Source organism: Blautia sp. AF19-10LB (assembly GCF_003461245.1).
Classification (GTDB): Bacteria; Bacillota; Clostridia; order Lachnospirales; family Lachnospiraceae; genus Blautia_A; species Blautia_A intestinihominis.
This window is the reverse complement of the sequence record NZ_QTWS01000003.1, coordinates 98,680-122,961: the sequence shown is the minus strand read 5'-3', so window position 1 is coordinate 122,961 and position 24,282 is coordinate 98,680. Positions and strand designations below refer to the sequence as shown.

Annotated in this window: 23 protein-coding genes; 17 read left to right on the top strand and 6 right to left on the bottom strand. The window is 45.3% G+C overall.

Annotated elements, in window-relative coordinates:
• Positions 1-24: 24 nt before the first annotated feature.
• The 4 genes from DWX28_RS03395 (at position 25) to DWX28_RS03380 (ending at position 4,448) form a co-directional block, all read left to right on the top strand.
• Positions 25-1,815 carry an FMN-binding protein gene (locus DWX28_RS03395; RefSeq protein WP_022214062.1) on the top strand — a complete coding sequence of 597 codons (1,791 nt, stop codon included), beginning with the start codon at positions 25-27 and terminating at the stop codon, positions 1,813-1,815.
• Positions 1,816-1,854: 39 nt separating this feature from the next.
• Positions 1,855-2,418, top strand: a complete 564-nt coding sequence (locus DWX28_RS03390) for an FMN-binding protein (protein WP_022214061.1) — start codon at positions 1,855-1,857, stop codon at positions 2,416-2,418.
• Positions 2,418-3,257 (top strand): 4Fe-4S binding protein, encoded by an 840-nt coding sequence (locus tag DWX28_RS03385; protein ID WP_022214060.1) that lies wholly within the window; start codon positions 2,418-2,420, stop codon positions 3,255-3,257. The genes DWX28_RS03390 and DWX28_RS03385 overlap by 1 nt, the downstream gene beginning before the upstream one ends.
• Before the next feature lie 144 nt (positions 3,258-3,401).
• Complete coding sequence (locus DWX28_RS03380; protein WP_022214059.1) at positions 3,402-4,448, top strand: FAD:protein FMN transferase; 1,047 nt, start codon at positions 3,402-3,404, stop codon at positions 4,446-4,448.
• A gap of 155 nt (positions 4,449-4,603) precedes the next feature.
• Here the strand turns inward: DWX28_RS03380 and DWX28_RS03375 are convergent, their stop codons facing one another.
• The gene (locus DWX28_RS03375; RefSeq protein WP_022214058.1) at positions 4,604-5,089 is read right to left on the bottom strand and encodes a Gx transporter family protein; all 486 of its coding nucleotides are present in this window, start codon (positions 5,087-5,089) and stop codon (positions 4,604-4,606) included.
• 30 nt (positions 5,090-5,119) lie between these two features.
• Positions 5,120-5,488 carry a NusG domain II-containing protein gene (locus tag DWX28_RS03370; protein WP_022214057.1) on the bottom strand — a complete coding sequence of 123 codons (369 nt, stop codon included), beginning with the start codon at positions 5,486-5,488 and terminating at the stop codon, positions 5,120-5,122.
• A 329-nt stretch (positions 5,489-5,817) separates the two neighbouring features.
• Between DWX28_RS03370 and secA the strand changes: the two genes are divergently transcribed.
• Entirely contained in the window at positions 5,818-8,394 is a 2,577-nt protein-coding gene (gene secA / locus DWX28_RS03365; RefSeq protein WP_118251843.1) for a preprotein translocase subunit SecA, read from the top strand.
• A 99-nt stretch (positions 8,395-8,493) separates the two neighbouring features.
• Here the strand turns inward: secA and DWX28_RS03360 are convergent, their stop codons facing one another.
• Positions 8,494-9,726 (bottom strand): dicarboxylate/amino acid:cation symporter, encoded by a 1,233-nt coding sequence (locus DWX28_RS03360; RefSeq protein ID WP_022214054.1) that lies wholly within the window; start codon positions 9,724-9,726, stop codon positions 8,494-8,496.
• A 179-nt stretch (positions 9,727-9,905) separates the two neighbouring features.
• Positions 9,906-10,445 carry a nitroreductase family protein gene (locus tag DWX28_RS03355; protein ID WP_022214053.1) on the bottom strand — a complete coding sequence of 180 codons (540 nt, stop codon included), beginning with the start codon at positions 10,443-10,445 and terminating at the stop codon, positions 9,906-9,908.
• Between the two features lie 233 nt (positions 10,446-10,678).
• Between DWX28_RS03355 and DWX28_RS03350 the strand changes: the two genes are divergently transcribed.
• The 7 genes from DWX28_RS03350 to rhaD all read left to right on the top strand — a co-directional run bounded on the left by DWX28_RS03350 (position 10,679) and on the right by rhaD (position 18,247).
• Positions 10,679-11,695, top strand: a complete 1,017-nt coding sequence (locus DWX28_RS03350) for a LacI family DNA-binding transcriptional regulator (RefSeq protein WP_022214052.1) — start codon at positions 10,679-10,681, stop codon at positions 11,693-11,695.
• Positions 11,696-11,967: 272 nt separating this feature from the next.
• Positions 11,968-13,242: an ABC transporter substrate-binding protein gene (locus DWX28_RS03345; protein WP_022214051.1), complete on the top strand. Its 1,275-nt coding sequence runs from the start codon at positions 11,968-11,970 to the stop codon at positions 13,240-13,242.
• A gap of 20 nt (positions 13,243-13,262) precedes the next feature.
• A complete protein-coding gene (locus tag DWX28_RS03340; protein ID WP_199611789.1) occupies positions 13,263-14,171 on the top strand; it encodes a carbohydrate ABC transporter permease in 909 nt (302 codons plus the stop codon).
• Positions 14,172-14,183: 12 nt separating this feature from the next.
• Entirely contained in the window at positions 14,184-15,020 is an 837-nt protein-coding gene (locus tag DWX28_RS03335; protein WP_022214049.1) for a carbohydrate ABC transporter permease, read from the top strand.
• Between the two features lie 56 nt (positions 15,021-15,076).
• Positions 15,077-15,973: an aldo/keto reductase gene (locus tag DWX28_RS03330; protein ID WP_022214048.1), complete on the top strand. Its 897-nt coding sequence runs from the start codon at positions 15,077-15,079 to the stop codon at positions 15,971-15,973.
• Positions 15,974-16,014: 41 nt separating this feature from the next.
• Positions 16,015-17,097, top strand: a complete 1,083-nt coding sequence (locus DWX28_RS03325) for a Gfo/Idh/MocA family protein (protein ID WP_022214047.1) — start codon at positions 16,015-16,017, stop codon at positions 17,095-17,097.
• Positions 17,098-17,413: 316 nt separating this feature from the next.
• Positions 17,414-18,247, top strand: a complete 834-nt coding sequence (gene rhaD / locus DWX28_RS03320; protein ID WP_022214046.1) for a rhamnulose-1-phosphate aldolase — start codon at positions 17,414-17,416, stop codon at positions 18,245-18,247.
• Here the strand turns inward: rhaD and DWX28_RS03315 are convergent, their stop codons facing one another.
• A complete protein-coding gene (locus DWX28_RS03315; protein WP_022214045.1) occupies positions 18,248-19,075 on the bottom strand; it encodes a helix-turn-helix domain-containing protein in 828 nt (275 codons plus the stop codon). It abuts the gene before it with no gap.
• A 101-nt stretch (positions 19,076-19,176) separates the two neighbouring features.
• Between DWX28_RS03315 and DWX28_RS03310 the strand changes: the two genes are divergently transcribed.
• The 3 genes from DWX28_RS03310 to DWX28_RS03300 all read left to right on the top strand — a co-directional run bounded on the left by DWX28_RS03310 (position 19,177) and on the right by DWX28_RS03300 (position 21,913).
• Positions 19,177-19,980 (top strand): transglutaminase domain-containing protein, encoded by an 804-nt coding sequence (locus DWX28_RS03310; RefSeq protein WP_118251842.1) that lies wholly within the window; start codon positions 19,177-19,179, stop codon positions 19,978-19,980.
• A 178-nt stretch (positions 19,981-20,158) separates the two neighbouring features.
• A complete protein-coding gene (dapF, locus tag DWX28_RS03305) occupies positions 20,159-21,007 on the top strand; it encodes a diaminopimelate epimerase (protein ID WP_022214043.1) in 849 nt (282 codons plus the stop codon).
• Positions 21,008-21,112: 105 nt separating this feature from the next.
• A complete protein-coding gene (locus DWX28_RS03300; RefSeq protein ID WP_118251878.1) occupies positions 21,113-21,913 on the top strand; it encodes an MBL fold metallo-hydrolase in 801 nt (266 codons plus the stop codon).
• A gap of 138 nt (positions 21,914-22,051) precedes the next feature.
• On the opposite strand, the gene DWX28_RS03295 is transcribed toward DWX28_RS03300, so the two are convergent.
• A complete protein-coding gene (locus DWX28_RS03295; RefSeq protein ID WP_022214041.1) occupies positions 22,052-22,327 on the bottom strand; it encodes a type II toxin-antitoxin system RelB/DinJ family antitoxin in 276 nt (91 codons plus the stop codon).
• A 195-nt stretch (positions 22,328-22,522) separates the two neighbouring features.
• On the opposite strand from DWX28_RS03295, the gene prfB reads away from it, so the two are divergent.
• A protein-coding gene (gene prfB / locus DWX28_RS03290) for a peptide chain release factor 2 (protein ID WP_118251841.1) occupies positions 22,523-23,648 on the top strand; the annotation gives its coding sequence in 2 pieces (ribosomal slippage) (positions 22,523-22,597 and positions 22,599-23,648; 1,125 coding nt in all).
• A 168-nt stretch (positions 23,649-23,816) separates the two neighbouring features.
• Complete coding sequence (locus DWX28_RS03285) at positions 23,817-24,269, top strand: ACT domain-containing protein (protein ID WP_022214039.1); 453 nt, start codon at positions 23,817-23,819, stop codon at positions 24,267-24,269.
• Positions 24,270-24,282 lie beyond the last annotated feature (13 nt).

Sequence of the window (24,282 nt, the reverse complement as noted above, 5' to 3'; positions counted from 1 at the left end):
TTTTGAGATAATACAGGAGACACTATGAAAAAACAGGACAAAAAGGATTTTCCGGACAGAAAAAATTATATCAAGCTTCTTCCGGCAGCGGCAGTGATCGCAGCAGTGGCGGTGACTGGCGTTCAGGGAAAGGCCGGAAGTACGCAGAAAGTACAGTCAGAGAGTGCCGATGTTAAGGATGCAGAAGAACTGACCGGGCTGATTACAACAGCATATTCCTATGAGGATTTTTCAGATGGAACTTCTTCTTCAGCAAAAACAGGCAAAACTGCTTCCAAAAAGGCAAAAGCCGGAATCAAAAAAGGAACGGCAAAAACACTTCCGGATGAATCTCAGAAAACTTCTGCGACAGGACAGGGAACTACATCTACTCCGACTGTATCCGTCCCGGAAGGCGGATATAAGGATGGTACTTATCAGGGAAGCGGCACAGGATTTGGAGGCACGGTCAGTGTTCAGGTAACGATTTCCGGTGGAAAAATTACTTCGATTGATGTTCTGAGTGCCTCCGGCGAAACTCCTTCTTATTTTGCCTCTGCACAGGGGGTGATCAGCAGGATGATCTCCGGTCAGACTCCGAATGTTGATGCTGTCAGTGGAGCAACCTATTCCTCCAATGGAATCATTCAGGCAGTACAGGATGCTCTGTCAAAAGCGGCGAATACAGATGCAAAGACAACACCGACACCAACCGTGAAGCCGGTCGTAACAGCAAAACCAACACCAAAACCGGCATCTATTCCGAAACCGGCAGAAAATGTGACCTATAAAGACGGAACATACAGCGCAGAAGCAGAAGGCTTTGACGGACCGGTTAAAGTGACAATTACCATCAAAAACGGAAAAATCACAAAAATCACAAATACAAATACAGATACGAAGGAATATTTTAGCAAAGCATGGTCTAAGATTCAGCCTGCAATTCTCAAGAAGCAGGGCGTATATGGCGTAGATACCGTAAGTGGAGCAACTTTCTCATCCAATGGTATTCTGGAAGCTGCTCAGAAAGCACTGGCGAAAGCAGAGACAACAACTGCCAAACCGACTGTGAAACCAACAGCTACGCCTACTCCGACAGCAGAACCAGATATCCCAGAACCAGATACACCGACTTCTGAATATCAGGATGGTACTTACACAGGGAGAGCAAGAGGGTATTCTGGATTTGTCTATATTACAGTAACTATTAAGGATGGAAAAATTATAGAACTGACGAATACGAACACAGACACAGATTCTTTCTTTAAGAAAGCATGGAAAGTATTACAGCCTGCAATTCTGGAAAAACAGTCTGTAGATGGAATTGATACCGTAAGCGGAGCAACGTATTCTTCGAATGGAATTCTTGGTGGAACCCAGAAAGCACTGGAAGGTGCAAAAATTACGCCAACCCCAACAGAAACCCCAGTTCCAACAGTGACACCGGAAATTACTGTTACACCAACTCCAACGGTAATACCAGAAGCAACTCCAACACCGGAACCGACTGCTGTTCCGACAGAGACTCCAACACCGGAACCGACTGAAGAACCGGCAGGAAGATACAGAGATGGAACTTACACGGGAAGCGGAGCCGGAAATTATGGAGCAGGAAGCGTAACAGTAACAGTTACTATCTCCGGAGGACAGATTGTTGAAGCATCCTACAGTACACTTGATGATGAAGAGTATTTTGATGAAGCATGGAATTCTATTTATAATCAGGTAATGGGAAGTCAGTCAGCTGACGGTCTGGATGCTGTATCTGGGGCAACTTTTTCCTCACAGGGCATTATTCAGGCATTTCAGAATGCACTGAGTCAGGCTCAGAATTAACACATATTAAAAAATAATCAACAGGAGTAACGAGAAAAAATGAAATACCATAGTTTTTATATGCGAGTTCTGTGCCTGATCCTGATCATCGGCGCAGTCCTGGGCTATAATTTTATGCAGAAAAATGATACACAGGCACAGGAGATCACAGAGCTTACAGACCGCGTGAGTGCGCTGGAAGAACAGCAGCAGGAAATGCTGACTGCCCTCGAAGATGCGGCAAAAGCGCAGGAAGAAGCCAAGGCTGCAGCCGCAAACGCTTCTTCAAAGGAGACAGCAGGTGATATCACAGCTGCGGACAGCAGCAATGCAGACATATCTGATGCTGATAATGTATACAAAGACGGAACCTACACAGGTGAAGCACAGGGATTTGGTGGAACCATTCAGGTTCAGGTAACACTTGCCAGCGATGAGATCACCGACATCCAGGTGACAAGCGCACCGGGCGAGGATTCTGCTTATCTCTCACAGGGAGAGGGCGTTATCAGCTCCATTCTCTCCGCACAGAGTACAGATGTTGATACCATTTCCGGAGCAACCTTCAGCTCTACCGGAATCATCAATGCAGTTGTAGATGCATTAGGAAAGGCGGAAAACTGATGAAAAAAAGGCAGAGAAAAGTCCGTCTGATCCGGGCTGCCATACAGCTTGTATTTTTCATTGTGGCACCGGCACTTTTTTCCACCGCGTTTGCGGGAGTTAAGTCGATCTTTCAGGCGATCGCGGCAGGACAGCCGGTGACATGGAATTCCTTCCTCGATGTTACAGGCGCACTGCTTCTGATCACGGTACTGTTCGGAAGACATTTCTGCGGATATGCGTGTGCCTTTGGTTCTCTGGGAGATGCCATGTACGAGCTGACCTTATTTATCCGCCAGAAAGTTTTTCATAAGAAAGGCAGACATGGATATCCGGAAAAAGTGGTTCGCTGTCTGCAGAAAGTGAAATATATCCTTCTGGCATTTATCCTCCTTTCCATTTTCACCGGATGGTATGCAAACCTCCAGGGAATGAGCCCGTGGGATGTATTTTCCATGCTGACAGCGCGGAAACTTCCAAATGCCTCTTACAAGATCGGAATCATCTTACTTGTCCTGATCCTGATTGGCATGTGTACACAGGAGCGTTTCTTCTGCCAGTTCCTGTGCCCGATGGGAGCTGTTTTTGCGCTGATGCCGATCCTGCCGTCAGCGTTATTCAAAAGAGACCGTTCCAAATGCCCTGCCAAATGCGGTCTCTGCAAAAAACGCTGCCCTGCACATCTTGATATTGACGGAGATACCCCTCTTTCCGGTGAATGTATCTGCTGTCATGCGTGCGAGGCAACCTGCCCGCGTAAGAATATCCAGATCGGACAGGAAGTGGAGGAACTGAAAGAAGAAGCAGCAGTTTCAAAAACACCAGTGAAGCGAGAGAAAAGTGCAGCTGTTTCAAAATAATGGTGAAGTTACTGCGAATAGTAACAAGTTAATAATATATAACTTGCCGCAAAAACAAAACTGTGGTAAGATATAACCGAAAAATTAAAACGCATTCGTTGTATGTCACAGCGGATGCGTATTTCGGTTATAAAGGAGAAATATATGCGTAATTTTCATAAAAAAATCGCCTGTACACTGACAGGTGTGATGCTTTGTGGCACGCTTATGGGAGCAGTGCCGGTTCTGGCGAAAGATGCGGAGAAATATACAAATACAGATTTTGCGATGGATACGGTAGTTTCTGAGACGCTGTATACAACAGGAGATGACCTGAACGCAGAGATCGGAAACAAGCTCCGGGAGATCGAAAGCGGACTTCTGTCTTGGACGGACGAGGACTCACAGATTTCGAAGCTGAATGCGGCAGCGGGGGAGATGACGGAAGTTTCCGATGAGCTTGCCGGGTATCTTGCACAGATCGAGCAGCTTGCTGATGATTCAGGTGGAGCTTTCGATCCGACACTTGGCAAGGTGATCCGTCTGTGGGATATCGACGGCGAGGACCCGCATGTGCCGGAGCAGTCCGAGCTTGAAGCACTTCTTAAGGATGTTGGCTATCAGAACGTGACTCTGGATGGGAACAAAGTCACTCTGGCAGAGGATACCACTCTGGATCTGGGTGCGACCGGCAAGGGGATTGGTTGCGATGTGATCTCAGAATTTCTCAAAGACCAGAAAGAAGTCGAGGGAATGATCCTGAACCTGGGCGGCAGCAGTGTCATGGCTTATGGACAGAAACCAGACGATTCCCCATGGAAAGTAGCAGTCACAGACCCGAGAGACACAGAAGGTGATTATCTCGGCGCGATCACGATCAAAGGCGGCGAGTTCCTTTCTACCTCCGGTGATTACGAGAAATATTTCATGGAAGACGGCAAACGCTACCACCACATCCTGGACCCGAAGACGGGCTATCCGGTATGGAACGGATTAGATTCCGTGACGATCGTCTGCGACAATGGACTTCTGGCAGACGGACTCTCCACCGCATGTTTCGTTCTTGGAATGGATGATGCAATGGAACTGCTGGAGAAATATGATGCAGATGCAATGTTTGTGGATGAAGACAAGAATATCTATTTGACGGACGGGATGAAAGAACGATTTGAGTTAATGAAGAACACCTACACCGTAAAGGTTGTGCAATAGTTCAGGAGCAAATGTGATTTTGCGATGCTTTATTTTGGTGTTAAAATTATTTTGAGCATCGAGAAATGAATTATACTTTAAAAACGATGCATAAGACCAAGGGGACGGGTACAGTGGCGATTTAGTGCCATTGTACCCGTCCCCTTTGGTTTTTCCTAGAACCGAATACGTTTCAAAACCTCACTTGTCAGAGTCCCGATCAGCAATCCGGTGATCACCCCGGAGATCAACAGCGCCGGCGCATAATAAATCAGCCCGGACGTCATCGTGATCAGACTCGCAATAATAAGCTGCCCGATATTATGTGACACGCCCCCGGCGACGCTGATTCCAAGAATGCTGAAGCCAGATTTTTTCTTCATAAGAGTCATAACGGTAAGACTGAGTGCAGCCCCGGCGAGGCTGTAGAGGATACTGAACAGATTTCCAAACATAAACCCGATCACAACGATCCTCACAGCGGAGACAAGTGCCGCTTCCTTCCATGTATATTTCTCAAGGATAAAAAGTACCGCAAGGTTTGCAAGTCCAAGTTTCATTCCCGGAATCCCCGCAAAAAACGGGATCAGCGATTCTACATAGCCAAAGATGATCGCAACTGCGGCAAACAGTCCTAGATTGGCGATTTTTTTCTGGTTCATAATGTTTTCCTTTGTAAAGTAGAATAAGAGTCAGACAACAGTGTCAAATTCCGGTGAGGTTTCATCGGAACCGGAACCCTTTTCCCCCTCGATCACAACTTTGTTCGGCAGGCAGACGATCGTTCCGCCGGTGCTGTCAACGGCTTTCTGTTTTAGGCAGAGATGGTCCGGACAGTCGGCCTCGATCATTTTGACCTCGCCGTTTTTTATTTCGCATACATTGGTATCTCCGATGGAGATCACCTGATCCTTTGAAAGAGAATACGTGCCATATTCTTCACCATCTACCGTGATCCGGATCGAACCGTAATGCCCCTGACGCACCAGATACATCCCGCCCCACAGGATCAGGGCAAAAACTACGATACCAATGATAAATGTCAGTTCTTTTTTCTTCAAATAAATAAACCTCTGTCTTAGATAAATGTTAGTTTGTTACGGTTTACAGGTTCCCATATAGAATCAATCATAGCATATCTGTCTGTGTATGACAAGAAAAAGTTAGTACTAACGAACAGGAGCGGATTTGCCAAAAATCTGGACACATTTTGTTTATTAAAAATTCATTGTTTTCCCTCTATGAAAGTGGTAAAATAGAGAAGATGTGACGTTAAGGTGTTAAGTAAGCCATAACGAGTAACTGCCGGGCGGTCATGAAACCGTGGGCAGGAGTTGTAGAATGGGAAATAAGAAGAACAAACAAGAATAAAGACAAACAGGAGTAAAGTATGAATATATTTTCAAAAGTATTCGGGACACGTAGTGAGCATGAGGTAAAGAGAATCATGCCACTGGTAGAGAAAACAGAATCTCTTCGCCCGGAAATGCAGAAATTAACAGATGAACAGCTGAGAGACAAGACCAGAGAATTCCGTAAACGTCTGGACGAGGGAGAGACACTGGATGATCTTCTTCCGGAGGCTTTTGCAGTTGTTCGTGAAGGTGCGAAACGAGTTCTTGGCATGGAGCATTACCGTGTACAGATCATCGGTGGTGTCATTCTCCATCAGGGGCGTATCGCTGAGATGAAGACTGGTGAAGGTAAGACCCTCGTGTCTACCCTTCCTGCATACCTGAATGCTCTCGAAGGCAAGGGTGTCCATATCGTAACTGTCAACGACTACCTGGCAAAACGAGATGCTGAGTGGATGGGTAAAGTCCATGAATTCCTCGGACTGACTGTAGGCGTTGTCCTCAACGACATGAAACCGGAAGAGCGCCGTGCAGCATACGGATGCGACATTACTTATGTAACAAACAACGAACTTGGATTCGATTATCTTCGTGACAACATGGTTATCTACAAAGAGCAGCTTGTACAGAGAGATCTGCACTATTGCATCATCGATGAGATCGACTCCGTCCTGATCGACGAGGCACGTACACCTCTTATCATTTCCGGACAGAGCGGCAAATCCACCAAACTTTACGAAGTATGCGATATCCTGGCACAGCAGCTTGAGCGTGGTGAAGCCAGCCATGAGATGACCAAGATGGCAGCTATCATGGGCGAGGAAGTTGTCGAGACTGGTGATTTCGTTGTCAATGAGAAGGACAAGATCGTCAACCTCACCGAGCAGGGTGTCAAGAAGGTTGAGAAATTCTTCAATATCGAGAACCTGGCAGATCCGGAGAACCTGGAGATCCAGCACAATATCATCCTTGCACTCCGTGCACACAACCTGATGCATAAGGACCAGGATTACGTAGTTAAGGATGACGAGATCCTGATCGTAGATGAGTTTACCGGACGTATCATGCCGGGTCGCCGTTATTCTGACGGACTTCATCAGGCGATCGAAGCAAAAGAGCATGTCAAGGTCAAGAGAGAGAGCAAGACTCTTGCTACTATCACATTCCAGAACTTCTTCAACAAATATGACAAGAAGGGCGGTATGACCGGTACAGCACTTACCGAGGAGAAAGAATTCCGTGATATCTACGGAATGGACGTTGTAGAGATCCCGACCAACAGACCGGTACAGCGTAAAGACCTCGAAGATGCCGTATACATGACCAAGAAAGAGAAATTCAACGCAGTCGTAGAGGCTGTTAAGGAAGCATATGCAAAGAAACAGCCGGTACTGGTTGGTACGATCACCATCGAGACTTCCGAGCTCATCAGCAAGATGCTCCGCCGCGAGGGAATCCCGCATAAAGTCCTGAATGCGAAGTTCCATGAACTTGAGGCAGAGATCGTTGCACAGGCAGGTCAGTCCGGTGCTGTTACCATCGCGACCAACATGGCAGGTCGTGGTACCGATATCAAGCTCGATGACGTTGCAAGAGAAGCCGGCGGTCTCAAGATCATCGGTACAGAGCGTCATGAATCCAGACGTATTGATAACCAGCTCCGTGGACGTTCCGGTCGTCAGGGAGATCCGGGTGAATCTCGTTTCTATATCTCTCTTGAGGATGACCTGATGCGTCTGTTCGGTTCTGAGCGACTGATGAAAGTATTTACATCCCTCGGTGTTGCAGAGAATGAGCAGATCGAACACAAGATGCTTTCCAACGCGATCCAGAAGGCACAGGAGAAGATCGAGTTCAACAACTTCGGTATCCGTAAAAACCTTCTCGATTACGACCAGGTAAATAACGAGCAGCGTGAGATCATTTATGCAGAGCGCCGTCAGGTACTGGATGGAGAGAACATGCGCGATGCCATCTACAAGATGATCACAGATATCGTAGACAGTACTGTAGATATGTGCTTCTCCGATGATGTAGATTCCGAAGAGTGGGATCTGGATGAGTTCAACACAGCACTGCTCCCGATCATCCCGATCAAGGCTTTAACTAAGGAAGATGTCAAAGGCAAGAAGAAAGACGAGATCAAGCACGAGATCAAAGAAAAAGCTGTCAAACTCTACGAAGCCAAAGAAGCAGAGTTCCCGGAAGCAGAGCAGCTTCGTGAACTGGAACGTGTCGTTCTCCTGAAATGCATCGACAGCAAGTGGATGGATCACATCGACGACATGGAGATTCTCCGTCAGGGAATCGGCCTTGTAGGATATGGCCAGAGAGATCCGGTTGTTGAGTACAAGATGAGCGCTTACGAGATGTTCAACAACATGATCAGTGCGATCCAGGAAGATACTGTCCGTATGCTGTATCATGTAAATGTAGAGCAGAAGGCAGAGCGTGAGCAGGTTGCCAAAGTTACAGGAACCAACAAGGATGATTCCTCCGCAAAAGCTCCTGTTCAGCGTAAAGAAGACAAGATTTATCCGAACGATCCATGCCCGTGCGGAAGCGGCAAGAAATACAAACAGTGCTGCGGACGTAAATTAATGAAAGCATAATAGAGCAGATAATAAAGAAGCTGCATCCCCGTTGGAGTGATTCCGATGAGGATGCAGCTTTTTGCATAGGTGATATTTGATTTTTTAATATCAGAGAGTTTATTTCCCAGCTTTTGCTCTGCGGGCATCTTTCTTTGATTCCAGGTTGGAAACGACCATAGTGCAGGCAGCATCACCGGTGATGTTGACAGTGGTACGTCCCATATCAAAGATACGGTCAACACCGGCAACAAGTGCGATACCGTCGACCGGAAGACCTACAGAAGTAAGCACCATCGCAAGCATGACCATACCGGCACCAGGCACACCAGCAGTTCCGATAGAAGCGAGAGTTGCTGTGAGCACGATAGTCAGCATCTGAGAAAGTGTCAAATGGATTCCGTAGCAGGATGCGATAAAGATCGCACAGACGCCCTGATAGATCGCAGTACCGTCCATATTGATGGTAGCACCGAGTGGAAGTACGAAGGATGCGATCTCACGTTTGGCACCAAGTTTCTCAGTACATTCCAGGTTGATCGGCAGGGTTCCTACGGAAGAAGCACTGGAGAATGCAAACATGATCGCCGGAAGCATGCCCTTGAAGAATTTCAGCGGGCTCATTCCACCGAGTGTTCCGACAGTCAGTGAATAAACAACTACAGCATGTACAACATAGCAGATATAAGCTGCGAGAAGTACCATAGCCAGGGAACCGATGATTGCCGGACCGTTGGCTGCGATAACCGGACACAGCAGGCAGAAGACACCGATCGGGGACAGCTTCAGGATCATTTCCATACATTTCATAAAGATCTCATTCAGATCATTGAATGCGTTTACAACGCGGACGTTTTTCTCACCGACGAGGATGATCGCGAAACCAAGGATGATCGCCATTACGATAACCTGCAGCATGTTTGTTTCTACCATCGGTGAAACGAAGTTGGATGGAAAAATATTTACCAGTGTATCCATGAAGGAAGTTGCCTCAGCAGCCTCATAGGTCAGGTCTGTGGTAGCAACTACAGGAAACAGTCCTTTGAACAGGTTTCCACCGGTTAGACCGATCGTAACAGCAAAAGCAGTTGTGCACAGATAAAAAACAACTGTTTTGAGACCGATAGATCCAACTTTCTTGATATCACTCATGGAAATGATACCGCACATGATGGAAAACAGTACGATCGGAACGACGATAAACTTGATCAGGTTCAGGAAAATCGTTCCAAACGGTTTGATGTAAGATTCGGCGAAGCTGGCATGACTCTGCATCAGAAGACCAGCAATGATCGCCAGGACCAGTGCAATAAAAATCTGCATGGCCAGGGACATTTTTTTCTTTTCTTTCATTAATAGTTCCTCTCTTTCTTTCCCTTTTGTACAGGTTTCGGGTATAAAAAAAGGCATCGCAAATAAACGCAATGCCTTCATCGCCATCACCTGACAATTCATTGTATCATATGTACAAAAAAGATACAATACAGAGTCAAAAATTGGCTAAATTTGTATTTGTTGTCTATGACAACGAATTAGAAGAACTTCGCGATCGCATCCAGTTCCTTGCGCGGCGGACGTGCCGGAGATTCGGCTGCCTTGCCGACTGCAATAACAGACACAACAGTTTCTGTCTCTGGAATATCAAGGAGTTCGCGGAGTTTATCAGATTCACGGAGTCCCATGATCAGAGTAGAAAGTCCCAGATCTGCCGCTTTGAGGATCAGGTTTTCATTCTGCAGACCAAGATCATAGCATCCCCATCCGTTTCCAAGTTCATTGTCGGCGGTACCATCTTTCTGGAAACCGGCGCGGTCATGTACGAAGGTTGTTACGATCAGCGCAGCATTCTCGGATTTACCCGCATTTCCCGCACCCGGAAGGCAGGTTGCACGGATCTTGTCGACTATTTCTCTGGAAAGAACACAGTAGTAACGTCCTGTCTGAGAGTTTTTCCAGGACGGAGCCTCCTGCGCGGCACGGATCAGAGCTTCCATCTGTTCTCTGGTCACTTTACTGTCAGCCGCATATTTGCGGACAGTTCTTCTGGTTTCTATTAATTTCTGAAATTCCATGGTGAGTCCTCCTTGATGTGATAACTTTATACAACGTCATTTTAACATAGCGATAAAGGGGATTCAATGAGAAGTTTATGTATGCACAATTCACAAAAACCAAAAGAATAACTTATATAATCTATACAAAGTTGTGTTTTTTTCCAAAAAGCAATTGACGTTCACTTAAGAGAGTGCTACTATGACACATGTAAGGAAAACCTTTTCCTAACAAACCAGCAAGGAGAATCAGAATGGCAGTTACGATAGAAGATATTGCCCGGGAAGCCGGTGTATCGATTGCGACTGTATCCAGGGTGATCAATAAGACGAAGCCGGTAAGTGCAGAACTCCGTGACAGAGTCTACGAAGTGATCGAGAAGAATCATTTCAAGCCCAACAGCCTTGCACAGGGATTGATCACAAAGAAGACCAATACGATCGGTATTATCGTACCGGACATTTCCAATGCAGTTTTTGGTAAACTCACCAAGGGAATCAACAGTGTTTTTGCACAGGAAGGCTATACTGTTGTCCTCTGTGAATCACAGGGTGAACTTGAGAAAGAACTGAAATTACTGGGAATTCTGGAGGAGAAGCAGATCGAAGGCCTGCTTTTTGCCGGAGTTGATGTAAACCACACTCTGGTAGAGCGCATGCGCAAGAGAAATTATCCGGTAGTCCTGGTGACACAGGAAGCTTCGGAGGATGAGGAAGCAGTGCACACTGTGATCCACAATAATGTGGAGGCGATGTACGATGCGGTGAAGTTCCTTCTGGACAATGGCCATGAGCGGATCGCCTATCTCGGCGGACCGAAGAATGACTTTTCATCTGGCAAGAAGCGTGTCATTGGCTATAAGAAAGCACTGGAAGAAGCAGGAATAGAAGTGAAGGATTCCTACATTGCCCAGGGAGATTTTTCTTTTGAAGCGGGATATCAGGGAATGAAGAAGCTCTATGAGGAGAACAGTAAGCTCCCGACGGCAGTAGTCACCGGAAGTGATGTGATCGCAGTAGGAGCAATCCAGTATCTTGACAACATGAGAGTGAAGATTCCAGATGATATTTCCATCATGGGATTTGATGATTCTGAATTTGCAACTTACATCAAGCCGGAGCTGTCAACCGTGCGGATCTCTTACTATGATGAGGGAGTCAAGGCGGCGGAGATGCTCAGGGAACTGATGGATGGCAGCACAGAAGCACCAATGAAGGAGTATGTGCCCCACAAGATTATCCGAAGGAGCACGACAAAGAATCTGAACTGAATACAGGAAAGAAGAGCTGTATAGGAGCAGCTCTTACTTTTGAACGAATAGGAAAGCGATTTCCCTAAAGATTATGCAGATTATACAAAAGAAAATCACAAATATTAGTGATTATAACAAACGGAAAAACGATGAAACATTATTTTTTTACAACTAAATGTAAACGTTTTCCTAAAAGTATAAATATCATTCCGACAGTTCAGAGACATTCTTAAATTAAGAGATCTATAAAAAACACAATATATATTTTCATTCATGAAGGAGGAAACAACATGAAAACAAAACAGTGGAAAAAAGCAGCAGCACTTATGTCAGCAGGAGCAATGACCGCATCTATCTTTGCGGCACCATTGGCAGTAAAGGCAGACGATAAGGTAACGATTTCATTTTCCTTTGACCAGGGCGTTGGCGAGGCAACCCAGAAGATGGTAGATGCCTACAACGAAAGCCAGGACAAAGTGGAAGTACAGACTGTCATTCTCCCGCAGGATGCAAACACAGTTCACGATGATTTTGTAAACAAGCTTGCTTCCGGAGATACCAGTGTAGATGTAATGGGACTTGATGTAACTTATATCAGCGAGTTTGGTTCTGCAGGATGGCTGGCAGATCTCTCTGATCTGGTAGATCCTTCTCTGACAGAGGGAATGCTCACAGGTCCGGTAGAAGGTGCAACGATTGATGGCAAACTTGTAGCAATGCCATGGTTCACAAACTCAAGTGTCCTTTTCTATCGTACGGATGTCCTTGAAGATCTGGGTGCAGAAGCTCCGGATACCTGGGAAGGCTGGATGGAGCTGGCAGACAAGGCAAAAGGTGTAGATGGCGTGGAATATGGAGCTGATTTCCAGGCAGCACAGTCCGAATCTCTTGTATGCAACTGGGTGGAATATGTATGGGGCAATGGCGGAGATATTCTGGACGAGAACGGAACTCCTGTTGCAAACTCCGACAATAATGTAGAAGCAACAGAGATCATGAAGAAACTTGTTGATGATTATGCACCGGAAGGAATCACAACTTATTCCGAAACAGAGAGTGAGCAGGTATTCAAAGAAGGCAAATGCCTCTTCATACGTGACTGGTCAGGATTCTGGTCAAGCGGACAGGATGAAGGTTCCAAGGTGACAGGAAAAATTGGCGCAACTACACTTCCGGTCGGACCAAGTGGTGAAGATTCTCACACCTGTCTCGGTGGACTTGATCTTGTGATCAACAACAACGTTGACGATGCACACAAAGAGGCAGCAGCTGATTTCATTTCCTACATGGCAAGTGCAGATACACAGAAAGAAATGACTCTGATCTCTTCTCAGCCGCCAGTTGTAAAATCTGTTTATGAAGATGCTGATATCCTGGAAGCAATCCCATTCTACTCTGATTTTGCAGACATCATCGCAACAGGAAAATCCAGACCGCAGACACCAAAATATGCAAAAGTTTCCGATGCGATCCAGAGAAATGTACACCAGGCACTCACCGGCGAGATGGAAGTCAAAGATGCACTTGATACACTCCAGAGCGAACTGGAAGAGCTTACAAAATAATAAAATTTTAAGGGAGAGGAATGAGCACAATGAAAAAGGGACGTGGTTCACTGGAAAAAACAGAATCCAGGGATGCATGGATTATGATGACACCGGCTCTTATTGTTCTGACGATCGTGGCGGTTTATCCGATACTTCGTACATTCTGGCTGAGTCTCCATGAGATGGTCCTGACTGATCCGACGAGCGGGTATCCGTTCGTCGGACTGGGAAATTATATAAAGATTTTTCAGGATTCCAGAGCATTGACGGCACTTGTATTTACACTGAAATTTACTGTTGTGACAGTATTTTTTGAGACGATTCTCGGCTTTATTTCTGCGATGATCATGAATCAGGGATTCAAGGCAAAAGGCTTCGTCCGGGCAGCAATCCTGATTCCGTGGGCGATTCCGACCTCTGTTTCTGCAATGATGTGGAAATTTATCTACAACGATCAGTATGGACTTTTTAATGATGTATTGTGCCGCCTTGGGGTGATCGATGGTTACAAAGCATGGCTCAGTACTTCAAGTGGTTCCTTTATGGCGCTGGTCATCACGGATATCTGGAAAACAGCGCCGTATATGGCACTTCTGATCCTTGCAGGGCTGCAGATGGTTCCGGATGATCTCTATGAAGCGGCAAAGATTGACGGTGCAAATGTAATTCAGCGTTTCATTTATGTCACGCTTCCAAACGTCAAAACGACTGTCCTCGTGGCAATGCTGTTCCGTACCCTGGATGCTTTCCGGGTATTTGACCTGATCTCCGTTATGACAGGAGGCGCGAACGGAACGGAGAGTGTGTCTGTGTACGCATACAATAACCTGATGAAATTCCTTGATTTTGGATATGGTTCTTCCCTGGCAGTGCTGATCTTTGTAGTTGTATTCCTGATCAGCGTGATCTATATGAAATTTATGGGAAACCGTCTGACAGAGATGTAGGAGGTGGACATTGTGCAGAAATCAAAGAGCATAGCAGGAAAAATCTTATTCGCAGTGTTTGTGATCGTTTTTGTCGGAATCATTGTCCTTCCTTTCTTCTGGCAGTTTATGACTTCGATCAAACCTCTGTCGGAGATCTCAGCAATTCCGGCGAAGTGGATCCCGAGCAAGGTCCACTGGGACTTTTACAAAAATGTATTTACGAAACATCCATTTGGAAGATATCTGCTGAACAGTTTTATCGTGGCACTTTCCACAACGGTACTCAGCATTCTAATCGGTGCTTCCGCAGCATATGCACTTGCGAGACTTCGCTTTAAAGGTAAAAAGATCATGCTCATGGCGATCTTAAGTATTTCCATGTTCCCGACGATCGCAACCTTAAGCCCGATCTATCTTCTTCTGAAAAACCTGAAGCTTCTCAATACATATGCAGGTCTGATCATTCCGTACATCACCTTTGCCCTGCCCCTGTCGATCTGGCTTCTGACGAACTTTTTTGCACAGCTTCCGAAGGGATTTGAGGAGGCTGCAGCGATCGATGGCTGTTCCAGAGGTAAGATTTTCTTCACGATCATGCTTCCTCTGATCAAACCGGCAACTTTTTCTGTGGCACTGATCGTCTTTATCAATGCATGGAATGAGTATCTGTATGCACTGACTTTTATGACAAATGACAATATGAGGACAGTACCGGTAGGTATTGCACTTTTCCCGAGCAATTACGAGCTTCCGTGGGGCGACATTGCGGCAGCGACTGTTGTAGTAACCGTTCCGCTTATCATTCTGGTACTTATTTTCCAGAAAAAGATCATCGCAGGTCTGACCACCGGCGGTGTAAAAGAATAATAGTAGCTGTGAGGGTACTGAACAGTTACAAATAATAAACATCAGGAGTGAGCATTATGAAAAAAATCAAATTATCAGAAAATCTGGAATTATCTCAGGTAGTTATGGGATGCATGAGAATCGCAGATTCCAATCTTACCGAAAATGAACTTTTGGATCTTGTAGAAAAATGTCTGGATATGGGAGTGACCTCCATTGACCATGCACCGGTATACGGCGGCTATACCTGTGAAAAAATCTTTGGAGATGCGGTACTTCGGAAACGTCCGGAACTGAGGGACAAGATGCAGCTTATCACAAAAGCTGGTATCGTATGCCCGGGACATTATGGAAACAAGACCATTTACTATAAAAGTACAAAAGAAGAGATTCTGAAAGAAATGGACGAATCTCTGGAAAAACTGGGAACAGATCATGTAGATCTTCTACTGATCCACAGACCTGACCCGCTGGCTGATCCGGCAGAAACTGCAGATGCATTGGAAACTGTTGTAAAGCAGGGAAAAGCCCTGAATGTTGGTGTTTCAAACTTTTTGCCGTCCCAGATGACGATGCTTCAGAGTTATCTGAACATTCCGCTTGTGACGAACCAGATGGAGCTTTCTGTCAAAAACACTGAGAACTTCTTTAATGGAGTAGTTGACGATGCATTTACAAGAAGAATCCCTCTGATGGCATGGTCTCCGCTTGGAGGTGGTGATGTATTTAAGAGTACCGATGAAAAATTTGTACGTCTGCGTACTGTACTTACGGCAATCGCAGAAGAGCATAAGACTACGATCGACGCAGTGATCTACGCATGGCTGTTTGTTCATCCGGTAAGAATTGCGGCGATCACAGGAACTATGAATGCAGACAGAATCCAGAAAGCCGTGGATGCGACAGAACTGGAACTTTCTTATGATGAGTGGTATCAGATTCTGGAAGCATCCAGAGGATACGCTGTACCGTGATGAAAATTAGTTGACATAAATGATCTTGGGAGGACAGAAACGTGAGTAAAATTCGTTTTGGACTGATCGGTTCCGGCTGGAGAGCAGAATTTTATATTCGCATTGCCAAAGCCCTGCCGGAAATGTTTGATCTGGCAGCAGTGATGATAAGAAGTAAAGAAAAAGGTGAGGCTTTTTCTGCAAAATTCAGTGTAAAAGTAGTCAATACACTGGATGAACTTGTGGAAAAAGAGCCGGAGTTTGTCGTAATGGCAATCAAAAGAGGAATCGTCACAGAAAATCTGATCACTTTATTTGAGAGAGGGATCCCGGTGCTGACGGAAACACCTCCGGGAGAAGACGTGGAAGCACTGCATCAGCTCTGGGATGCTTATCAGAAATATCAGCCAAAAGTGCAGGTGGCAGAACAGTATTTCCTGCAGCCGCTCTATGCATCCTGGTACAAGGCAATCTGTGATGGAAAGCTTGGTGAGGTAGAAAATATCAATATTTCTTCACTCCACGGTTATCACGGTGCGAGTATCATCCGGCAGTTCCTTAGAACAGGATTTGAGAACTGCAGGATTTACGGAAAACGTTACTGGTTTGATGTGACGGAAACATATGGAAGAGAGGGCATGGTTTTTGATGGAGAGGTTGTCAAATGCTCCAGAGATCGTCTGACGATGGAATTCGACAATGGCAAAGTGGCATATTTCGACTTTTCTGACCCGGCGCAGTATCACTCTTTTATCCGCACCAGACAGCTTACCGTGCAGGGAACACGAGGTGAGATCGATGATCTTACTATTCGCTATCTGAATGCGCAGAATATTCCGGTCACACAGGATCTTCGGAGGATTGATCTTGGCGTATATGGAAATCAGGAATGGTCACATTATGCGGTTATGCTGGGCGAGGAATTTTTGTTCCGTACACCGTTTATCAATGCGAGATTCAACGATGACGAGATCGCAGTTGCTTCCTGTATGGTAAAAATGCATGAGTATATCAACGGCGGTGAAGAATTTTATGGAATGGCAGATGCACTGCAGGATATGTATATCTGCCTCAAGATGGATGAAGCTCTGGAACATCCGGTGACTGTAGTAGAGACTCAGACACAGCCATGGGCGCAGAAATAAACCAAAAAACAGGATCCTGACGTTATAAAATGCTTGTAAACAAAAGCACTGAATCTATCAAGAAACATTTCTTTTGAAGTGATGTTTCTTGATGAATTTGGTGCTTTGTTTTTTTGTGGTTTTGTGTAGTATTGCAGAAAGAACTGTGAAAACCACATGTGATTTGTGACTATTTTTTGAAAAAACCTCTTTACAAACCACATAAAACAATATATAATGCAGACATAAACAAAAAGAAACCACATAAAGTTAAAATAAAACAGACACAAAACCACAAAATTACAAAAACAACAAAAACAGACAGGAGAGTATTAAAATGAAAATTCTTGAATCTAAATTCGTAAAAGGCTTTATCAAAATGGCAGATGACGGTTATCAGCAGGGATGGCATGAGAGAAACGGTGGAAACTTAAGCTATCGTCTGAAACCGGAAGAAGTAGAGATGATCAAACCGCGACTGAATGCACCGGGAGAATGGGAAGAGATCGGAGTGGAAGTTCCGGGTCTGGCAGGAGAGTTTTTCCTTGTGACAGGAAGTGGTAAATATTTCCGAAACATCATCGTGGACCCGGAAGTATGTCTTGCGATCATCGAGCTGGATGAGACAGGAACGAAGTACAGGATCCGCTGGGGACTTGTCGAGGGCGGCAGACCGACCAGTGAGCTTCCGACTCATCTGATGAACCATGAAGTGAAGAAGAAACTGACAAACGGAAGACATCGTGTTATCTACCATGCACATACCACAAATACGATCGCGCTGACTTTCGTACTTCCACTGGAAGACAAGGTATTCACAAGAGAACTGTGGGAATCCGCAACAGAGTGTCCGGTTGTGTTCCCTGATGGTGTCGGAGTGATCGGCTGGATGGTTCCGGGCGGAAGAGAAATTGCTATCAAAACAGCAGAACTGATGAAAAAATACGATGTTGTCATCTGGGCACATCACGGAATGTTCTGTTCCGGAGAAGATTTTGACCTGACATTCGGTCTGCTCCACACAGTAGAGAAATCTGCAGAGATCCTGGTCAAGATCCTCTCCATGTCACCAAACAAGCTCCAGACTATCACACCGGATAACTTCCGTGCTCTGGCAAAAGACTTCCACGTAAGCCTGCCAGAAGAATTCCTCTATGAAAAAGAAAAATGATCATCGCTGTGTTGGCACTGTTCCGAACTGCTTTTTGTAAGCACGGACAAACGTAGTGTAATCCCGAAAGCCGCTCATCTGGGCGGCTTTCATTATGGGCATTCCCTGGGAGATCAGAGAGCGGGCGTGAAGCAGGCGTTTGCTGACGATGTAGTTGTGGATCGTGTAGCCTGTTTCTTCTTTGAATTTCCGCATCATATGATATTTGCTGAAGAAAAACTTCCCGGCGAGACTGTCGATCGAGAGGTCTTCTGCCAGATTTCGATTAATATATTTCAGAAGCTGCTCCACCTGGGAGTCCGAAGAGTAGGATTTCCGGTCTGGAGCAGTACTGCTTTTGAGGAAAATCCGGTTGATGTAGACCATAAACTGTGTAAAAAGTGCCTCACTTAAGAAATTATCCCCAAACTGGTCACCACGCAGGGACTGCTCGATCTCGGGCAGCAGGTCTTTGAGGCGTTCCTGGAGGGCAGAATCCAGACGGACAAGGTTGAAGCTGCGGTCGTTGGCTTTCTGGAAACAGGTGTTGAGCTCTGGACGTGACAGATCTTCACGAAGCCAGAAAATATAGCGTTCATATGGCACCGCCGGGTCGATCTCCGGCTTGTGGATCGCACCCTGGCTGACCAGAAGAATGTCCTGAGGTTTGAGGTGGTAAGCTTTTCCCTCTATATGATAAGTAACTTTGCCAGAGACAAAGACGATGATCTTGTGAAAATCATGATAATGCCACTCAAACTCCCGGTCTGTACGGTCATTGATATGAAACAGCCGGAAATCCTCCTTGAGATAGCCGGTTTTTGCAAGGGAATACTGCGAATAGTCCATGGGAAGCCCTCCTGATTTGTTTGCTTTCTATTATAAAGAAGTATTCACTGGAAAAGAAGTGGTGTATAATAAAAAATATCATTTTACACAGGGAGAGAACAATGAAGGAGAAAGCATGGAAAAATGTAATAGCTGTATTGATAATAGCACTGGCACTTATGGCAGGAGGTATAAATGTATCTGCCGCATCCGGGATTACGATTCGACAAGGCAAAGTATATCAGAATAATAAAGTGTATACCGGATGGTTCAGCCAGAATAATGGAAAGTATTATTCTGTAAAAGGAATAAGAGCAAAGGGATGGAAGAAAATTTCGAATAAATATTATTATTTTGACCGAAACAGCAGGCTTATCACGAATCACATTGTCGGCTCAAAAACGACTGGATACTTTTATGTGGACAAAACGGGTGTAAGGGTTACAACGAAAGAAATCCGTCAGGCAGTTGCTTTTGTCATGAGATACTCAAAGGCAACAGATCTGCCTTCTAAACGTCTTAGAACCTGTTTCTGTACACTGCTTAATTATCCTTATTATAATATGACAGATCACGCACCACGGGCAAATCAGATTGCTTCCTGTGCAGGTTACATGTTTACTTACAGAAGAGGTGACTGCTATTATTATGCCTCTACAATGGCATATATTGCAAGAGTTCTGGGCTATGATGCGCGTGTGGCGTGTGGTGCAGTTACTGCAAGAGAACCATATGCCGCGTTGTCTCCACATGGATGGTGCGAGGTAAAATATGGAAATGCATGGAAAATGCTTGACTGTAGTATGCAGCGGGTACACACAAACAAGAATTTATGCCTGGTCACGAGAAAACAGTATCCATTTCGCCTGAGATGTGATAGGGTGTATACAATGAAATCCAGTTATGGAACAATTAAATGGGCATGATCAGGAGGCTGTGAACGGGTCAAACAATAGCATGACCGCATTTTTTGCAAGGTATAGAGCAGTTTATTCTATATACATTGTAAAAAATAGCTTATATACTGGAACTATCGAATGGTTAAATGAATTGCGGGTAACGATAAATCCATAATATAAGCAAATCAAGCGGGAGGGCATAGCAATGACAGACTGCATTACAATGATAAAATATCAGGGACTTGGAAATGATTATCTGGTACTGGATCCGAACAAGAACCGTGTACAGCTTCAGGGCAAAAAGATTGCTCTGATGTGTCAGAGAGGTTTTGGACTCGGTGCAGACGGCGTTCTGTACGGACCGGTGGACATCAATGGAAAAATGGGCGTGCATATCTACAACTCTGACGGAAGCGAAGCGGCGATCAGCGGAAATGGTGTCTGTATTTTTGCAAAATACCTTCTTGACCATGAATATGTCAAAGAGAAAAAATTTGAGATCGAAACTTTGTCCGGTTCTATTGAAGTGGAGTGCCTGAACAGCCGTGCTACAGAATTTCGTGTAAACATGGGAAAGGCATCCTTCCTTTCCAGAGAGATTCCAGTGACTGGCGAGGTGCGTGAGGTTATCAATGAGGACTTTACCTTCAACAACAAAGATTACAAGGCAACCTGTCTGACGATCGGTAATCCACATTGTATCATCTTTATGGATGAGGTAAGTGAAAAAGCAGCCAGAGAACTTGGACCATATGTGGAAAACGCCGATGAATTTCCGGAGAGGATGAACCTCCAGATCTGCCGTAAGATTGACACCGGCAATCTCGACATCGAGATCTGGGAACGCGGCTCCGGCTACACCAAAGCTTCCGGTACAGGAAGCTGCGCCGCAGCAATGGCTGCATACAAACTCGGTTTCACCGAAAACCGCATCAATATCAACCAGCCAGGCGGCATGATCCAGATTGACATCCACAAAGACGGCACCATCTACATGACCGGAAGTGTGGGATACGTTGCGGATATGAGCGTGGCGGAGAGCTTTTTCTCATAAACAAATCACGAAAGGAAACGGCAAATGCTGTTTCCTTTCTTTTGCACTTATGATAAGATATATCCGAAAAATATTCACCGATACGAAAGAGAGGTTCACGCTTTTATGGATATTACAATGCTGGGAACAGGAAATGCAATGGTAACTGAGTGTTACAATACATGTTTTGTGCTGAGAGATGGGGATAAGCATCTGCTGGTTGACGGCGGTGGTGGAAATACACTGCTTGCACAGCTTAAACATGCCGGATTTGACTGGATGGATATGCGCGAGATCTTCGTGACACACAAACACGTAGATCACATCATGGGTGTTGTCTGGATGATCCGTATGATCTGCCAGCATATGAAACAGGGACAGTACGAAGGTGAGGCAACAATTTACGGACACGAAGAGGTCATCCGCATCCTCAAGGAAATGGCAGAGATGCTTTATCCTAAGAAACAGACCTGCTACATCGGAGACCGCCTGCATCTGGTAGTCGTAGAAGACGGAGAAGAAAGAACCATCATGGGACATAAGACGACATTCTTCGACATCCAGTCCACCAAAGCGAAACAGTTTGGCTTCTGCATGGATATGGGCAATGGCGAGAAATTCACCTGCTGTGGTGACGAACCATACAACGAATGCGAGAAAAAATACGCCGAAAACAGCAAATGGCTCCTTCACGAAGCATTCTGTCTCTTCGACCAGGCAGACAGATTCCACCCATACGAGAAACATCACTCCACAGCCAAAGACGCCAGCGAACTGGCAGAGCAGCTCGGCGTACAGAATCTGATCCTCTACCACACCGAGGACAAGAACATTGCCCGCCGCAAAGAACTCTACACAGAAGAAGGAAAGAAATACTTCCACGGAAATCTTTTCGTCCCGGAGGATCTGGAGAGAATAGAATTATAGTACATATAAATCCCCATCATGCATATAAACATTGGAAAGTTTCATGTATGATGGGGACTTGCTTTATTTATCTCTATAATGCGAACCACACTGAGCAATCAAAATTAGATTATTTATTCAAAATCCTGCCATGCTTCATCAGACCATGCTTTTATCATCCATATTTACCTCATGTATTGTACCACCGGTTGTTTCAAGTTGTTCTATTGACTTCTTAAGTCGTGCAATATTTGCAGGACTGTAGAATGGATCGCTGTCAGCGGTGATCTCGAATGGGATTCTGCGTTCACGAACTGCTTTTTTGGCGAAGACACAGAATGCTGTTGTCATACTCATGCCAATGTCAGAACAAAAGGCTTCAAACTGTTTCTTAAGTTCTGCATCCATACGGATATTTATATTTGTCTGAGCCATTGAAATTCCCTCCTTTATACAAATTTTGATACTTATATTGTGTGTAATATTATATACAATGTCAATAAAAATGATGAGTTAAAAATACAAAAATAAAAAATGGATTCGTGGCTTTTCACACTGCAAATCTTGCAGTTTCACCCAATCTATGGTATGGTATTACAGTATATGAATATATAGAAAGAAGGTGAAGCTGTGGTTGAATTAGATCAGTTCAAGAGTATTCTTGCAACATACACAGAACCATTAGTGGAAGTGAGGGATTCACTTTGACCTCGCTAACAAAGAGCAGAGGGTTGAAGAATTAGAGCGTGAAATGGAAGCACCGGACTTCTGGGATGATGCAGAGGTTTCACAGCAGAAGATGAAAGAACTCAAGAGCATGAAGGACGACATGGAGACATACCACAATCTGGAGACCCAGTTGGAAGATATGGAAACCATGATCGAGATGGGATATGAAGAAAATGATCCGGAGATCATTCCGGAGATTCAGGAGATGCTCGACGAATTCCAGAAGGATTTCGACAGCATCCGTGTTAAAACATTACTGTCAGGAGAATATGACAGCGAAAATGCGATCATCAAGCTCAATGCCGGAGCAGGTGGAACAGAAGCCTGTGACTGGTGTGGAATGCTTTATCGTATGTACAGCCGCTGGGTAGACCGCAAGGGATTCAGTATGGAAGTGCTTGATTACCTCGACGGCGATGAAGCCGGTGTCAAATCCGTTACCTTCCAGGTCAACGGAGAGAATGCTTACGGCTATCTCAAATCCGAGAAAGGTGTACACCGTCTTGTCCGTATTTCTCCGTTCAATGCAGCAGGCAAACGCCAGACTTCCTTCGTATCCTGCGATGTTATGCCGGATATCAAGAAAGACCTGGATGTAGAGATCAACGATGACGACATCCGTATCGATACCTACCGAAGCAGCGGTGCCGGTGGACAGCATATCAACAAGACATCATCCGCGATCCGTATTACACATTTCCCGACAGGAATCGTAGTACAGTGTCAGAATGAACGTTCTCAGCACATGAACAAGGACAAAGCCATGCAGATGCTGAAAGCCAAACTTTTCCTCCTCAAGCAGCAGGAAGCAGAAGCGAAACTTTCCGGTATCCGTGGTGAAGTAACCGATATCGGCTGGGGAAATCAGATCAGATCCTATGTTATGCAGCCATACACCATGGTCAAGGATCACAGAACAAGCGAAGAAACCGGAAATGTAGACGCAGTTCTTGACGGAGACATCGATCCGTTCATCAACGCCTACCTGAAATGGATCGCATTAGCCAAGAAACCGGCTGAATCATAAGGCAAAAAAGCCTTGCAGACTTTGCAGAGGTGTGATAACATATCCCTCATGGGAAAACAGTTGTCTTTTGAAAACGGACATCTCCTGAGAGGGATATGTGTTTCATCAAATGGATAAAGAGTTGCTGTGAACAGTAACGATAAAGTCAGCAGAGACAGGAAGGTCATAATGGGAAAAACAACAGAAAAAAAGAAGTATTTTGTAGTCAGGGAGCGAGCGGTTCCGGAAGTTTTGTTGAAAGTGGTACAGGCAAAGAAATTACTCGATTCAGAGAAAGTGAGCACTGTGCAGGAAGCAGCAGAGCAGACCGGTATCAGCAGAAGCTCCTTTTATAAATATAAGGATGATATTTTTCCTTTTCACGAAGAAGCCAGAGGAAAGACGATCACTTTCATCATTCAGATGGATGATGAACCGGGAATCTTGTCTGTTGTGCTTCAGACCATTGCACGTTTCCATGGAAATATCCTGACGATCCATCAGAGTATTCCGATCAATGGAGTGGCAACCCTCACACTCAGCGTGGATATCCTGCCGGGTGAGGGAGACGCAGAGGCTATGGTGGATGAGATCGAACAGAGAGATGGAATCCATTATCTGAAGATCCTCGGAAGAGAATAACTATAAGAAAGAA

Coding starts and splice junctions, on each gene's coding strand:
- dapF (WP_022214043.1), top strand. CDS start 20,159: ATGACAGACTGCATTACAATGATAAAATATCAGGGACTTGGAAATGAT.
- DWX28_RS03395 (WP_022214062.1), top strand. CDS start 25: ATGAAAAAACAGGACAAAAAGGATTTTCCGGACAGAAAAAATTATATC.
- DWX28_RS03355 (WP_022214053.1), bottom strand. CDS start 10,445: ATGGAATTTCAGAAATTAATAGAAACCAGAAGAACTGTCCGCAAATAT.
- DWX28_RS03385 (WP_022214060.1), top strand. CDS start 2,418: ATGAAAAAAAGGCAGAGAAAAGTCCGTCTGATCCGGGCTGCCATACAG.
- DWX28_RS03300 (WP_118251878.1), top strand. CDS start 21,113: ATGGATATTACAATGCTGGGAACAGGAAATGCAATGGTAACTGAGTGT.
- DWX28_RS03390 (WP_022214061.1), top strand. CDS start 1,855: ATGAAATACCATAGTTTTTATATGCGAGTTCTGTGCCTGATCCTGATC.
- DWX28_RS03380 (WP_022214059.1), top strand. CDS start 3,402: ATGCGTAATTTTCATAAAAAAATCGCCTGTACACTGACAGGTGTGATG.
- DWX28_RS03345 (WP_022214051.1), top strand. CDS start 11,968: ATGAAAACAAAACAGTGGAAAAAAGCAGCAGCACTTATGTCAGCAGGA.
- DWX28_RS03315 (WP_022214045.1), bottom strand. CDS start 19,075: ATGGACTATTCGCAGTATTCCCTTGCAAAAACCGGCTATCTCAAGGAG.
- DWX28_RS03330 (WP_022214048.1), top strand. CDS start 15,077: ATGAAAAAAATCAAATTATCAGAAAATCTGGAATTATCTCAGGTAGTT.
- DWX28_RS03285 (WP_022214039.1), top strand. CDS start 23,817: ATGGGAAAAACAACAGAAAAAAAGAAGTATTTTGTAGTCAGGGAGCGA.
- DWX28_RS03375 (WP_022214058.1), bottom strand. CDS start 5,089: ATGAACCAGAAAAAAATCGCCAATCTAGGACTGTTTGCCGCAGTTGCG.
- DWX28_RS03350 (WP_022214052.1), top strand. CDS start 10,679: ATGGCAGTTACGATAGAAGATATTGCCCGGGAAGCCGGTGTATCGATT.
- DWX28_RS03360 (WP_022214054.1), bottom strand. CDS start 9,726: ATGAAAGAAAAGAAAAAAATGTCCCTGGCCATGCAGATTTTTATTGCA.
- DWX28_RS03295 (WP_022214041.1), bottom strand. CDS start 22,327: ATGGCTCAGACAAATATAAATATCCGTATGGATGCAGAACTTAAGAAA.
- rhaD (WP_022214046.1), top strand. CDS start 17,414: ATGAAAATTCTTGAATCTAAATTCGTAAAAGGCTTTATCAAAATGGCA.
- DWX28_RS03340 (WP_199611789.1), top strand. CDS start 13,263: ATGAGCACAATGAAAAAGGGACGTGGTTCACTGGAAAAAACAGAATCC.
- DWX28_RS03310 (WP_118251842.1), top strand. CDS start 19,177: ATGAAGGAGAAAGCATGGAAAAATGTAATAGCTGTATTGATAATAGCA.
- secA (WP_118251843.1), top strand. CDS start 5,818: ATGAATATATTTTCAAAAGTATTCGGGACACGTAGTGAGCATGAGGTA.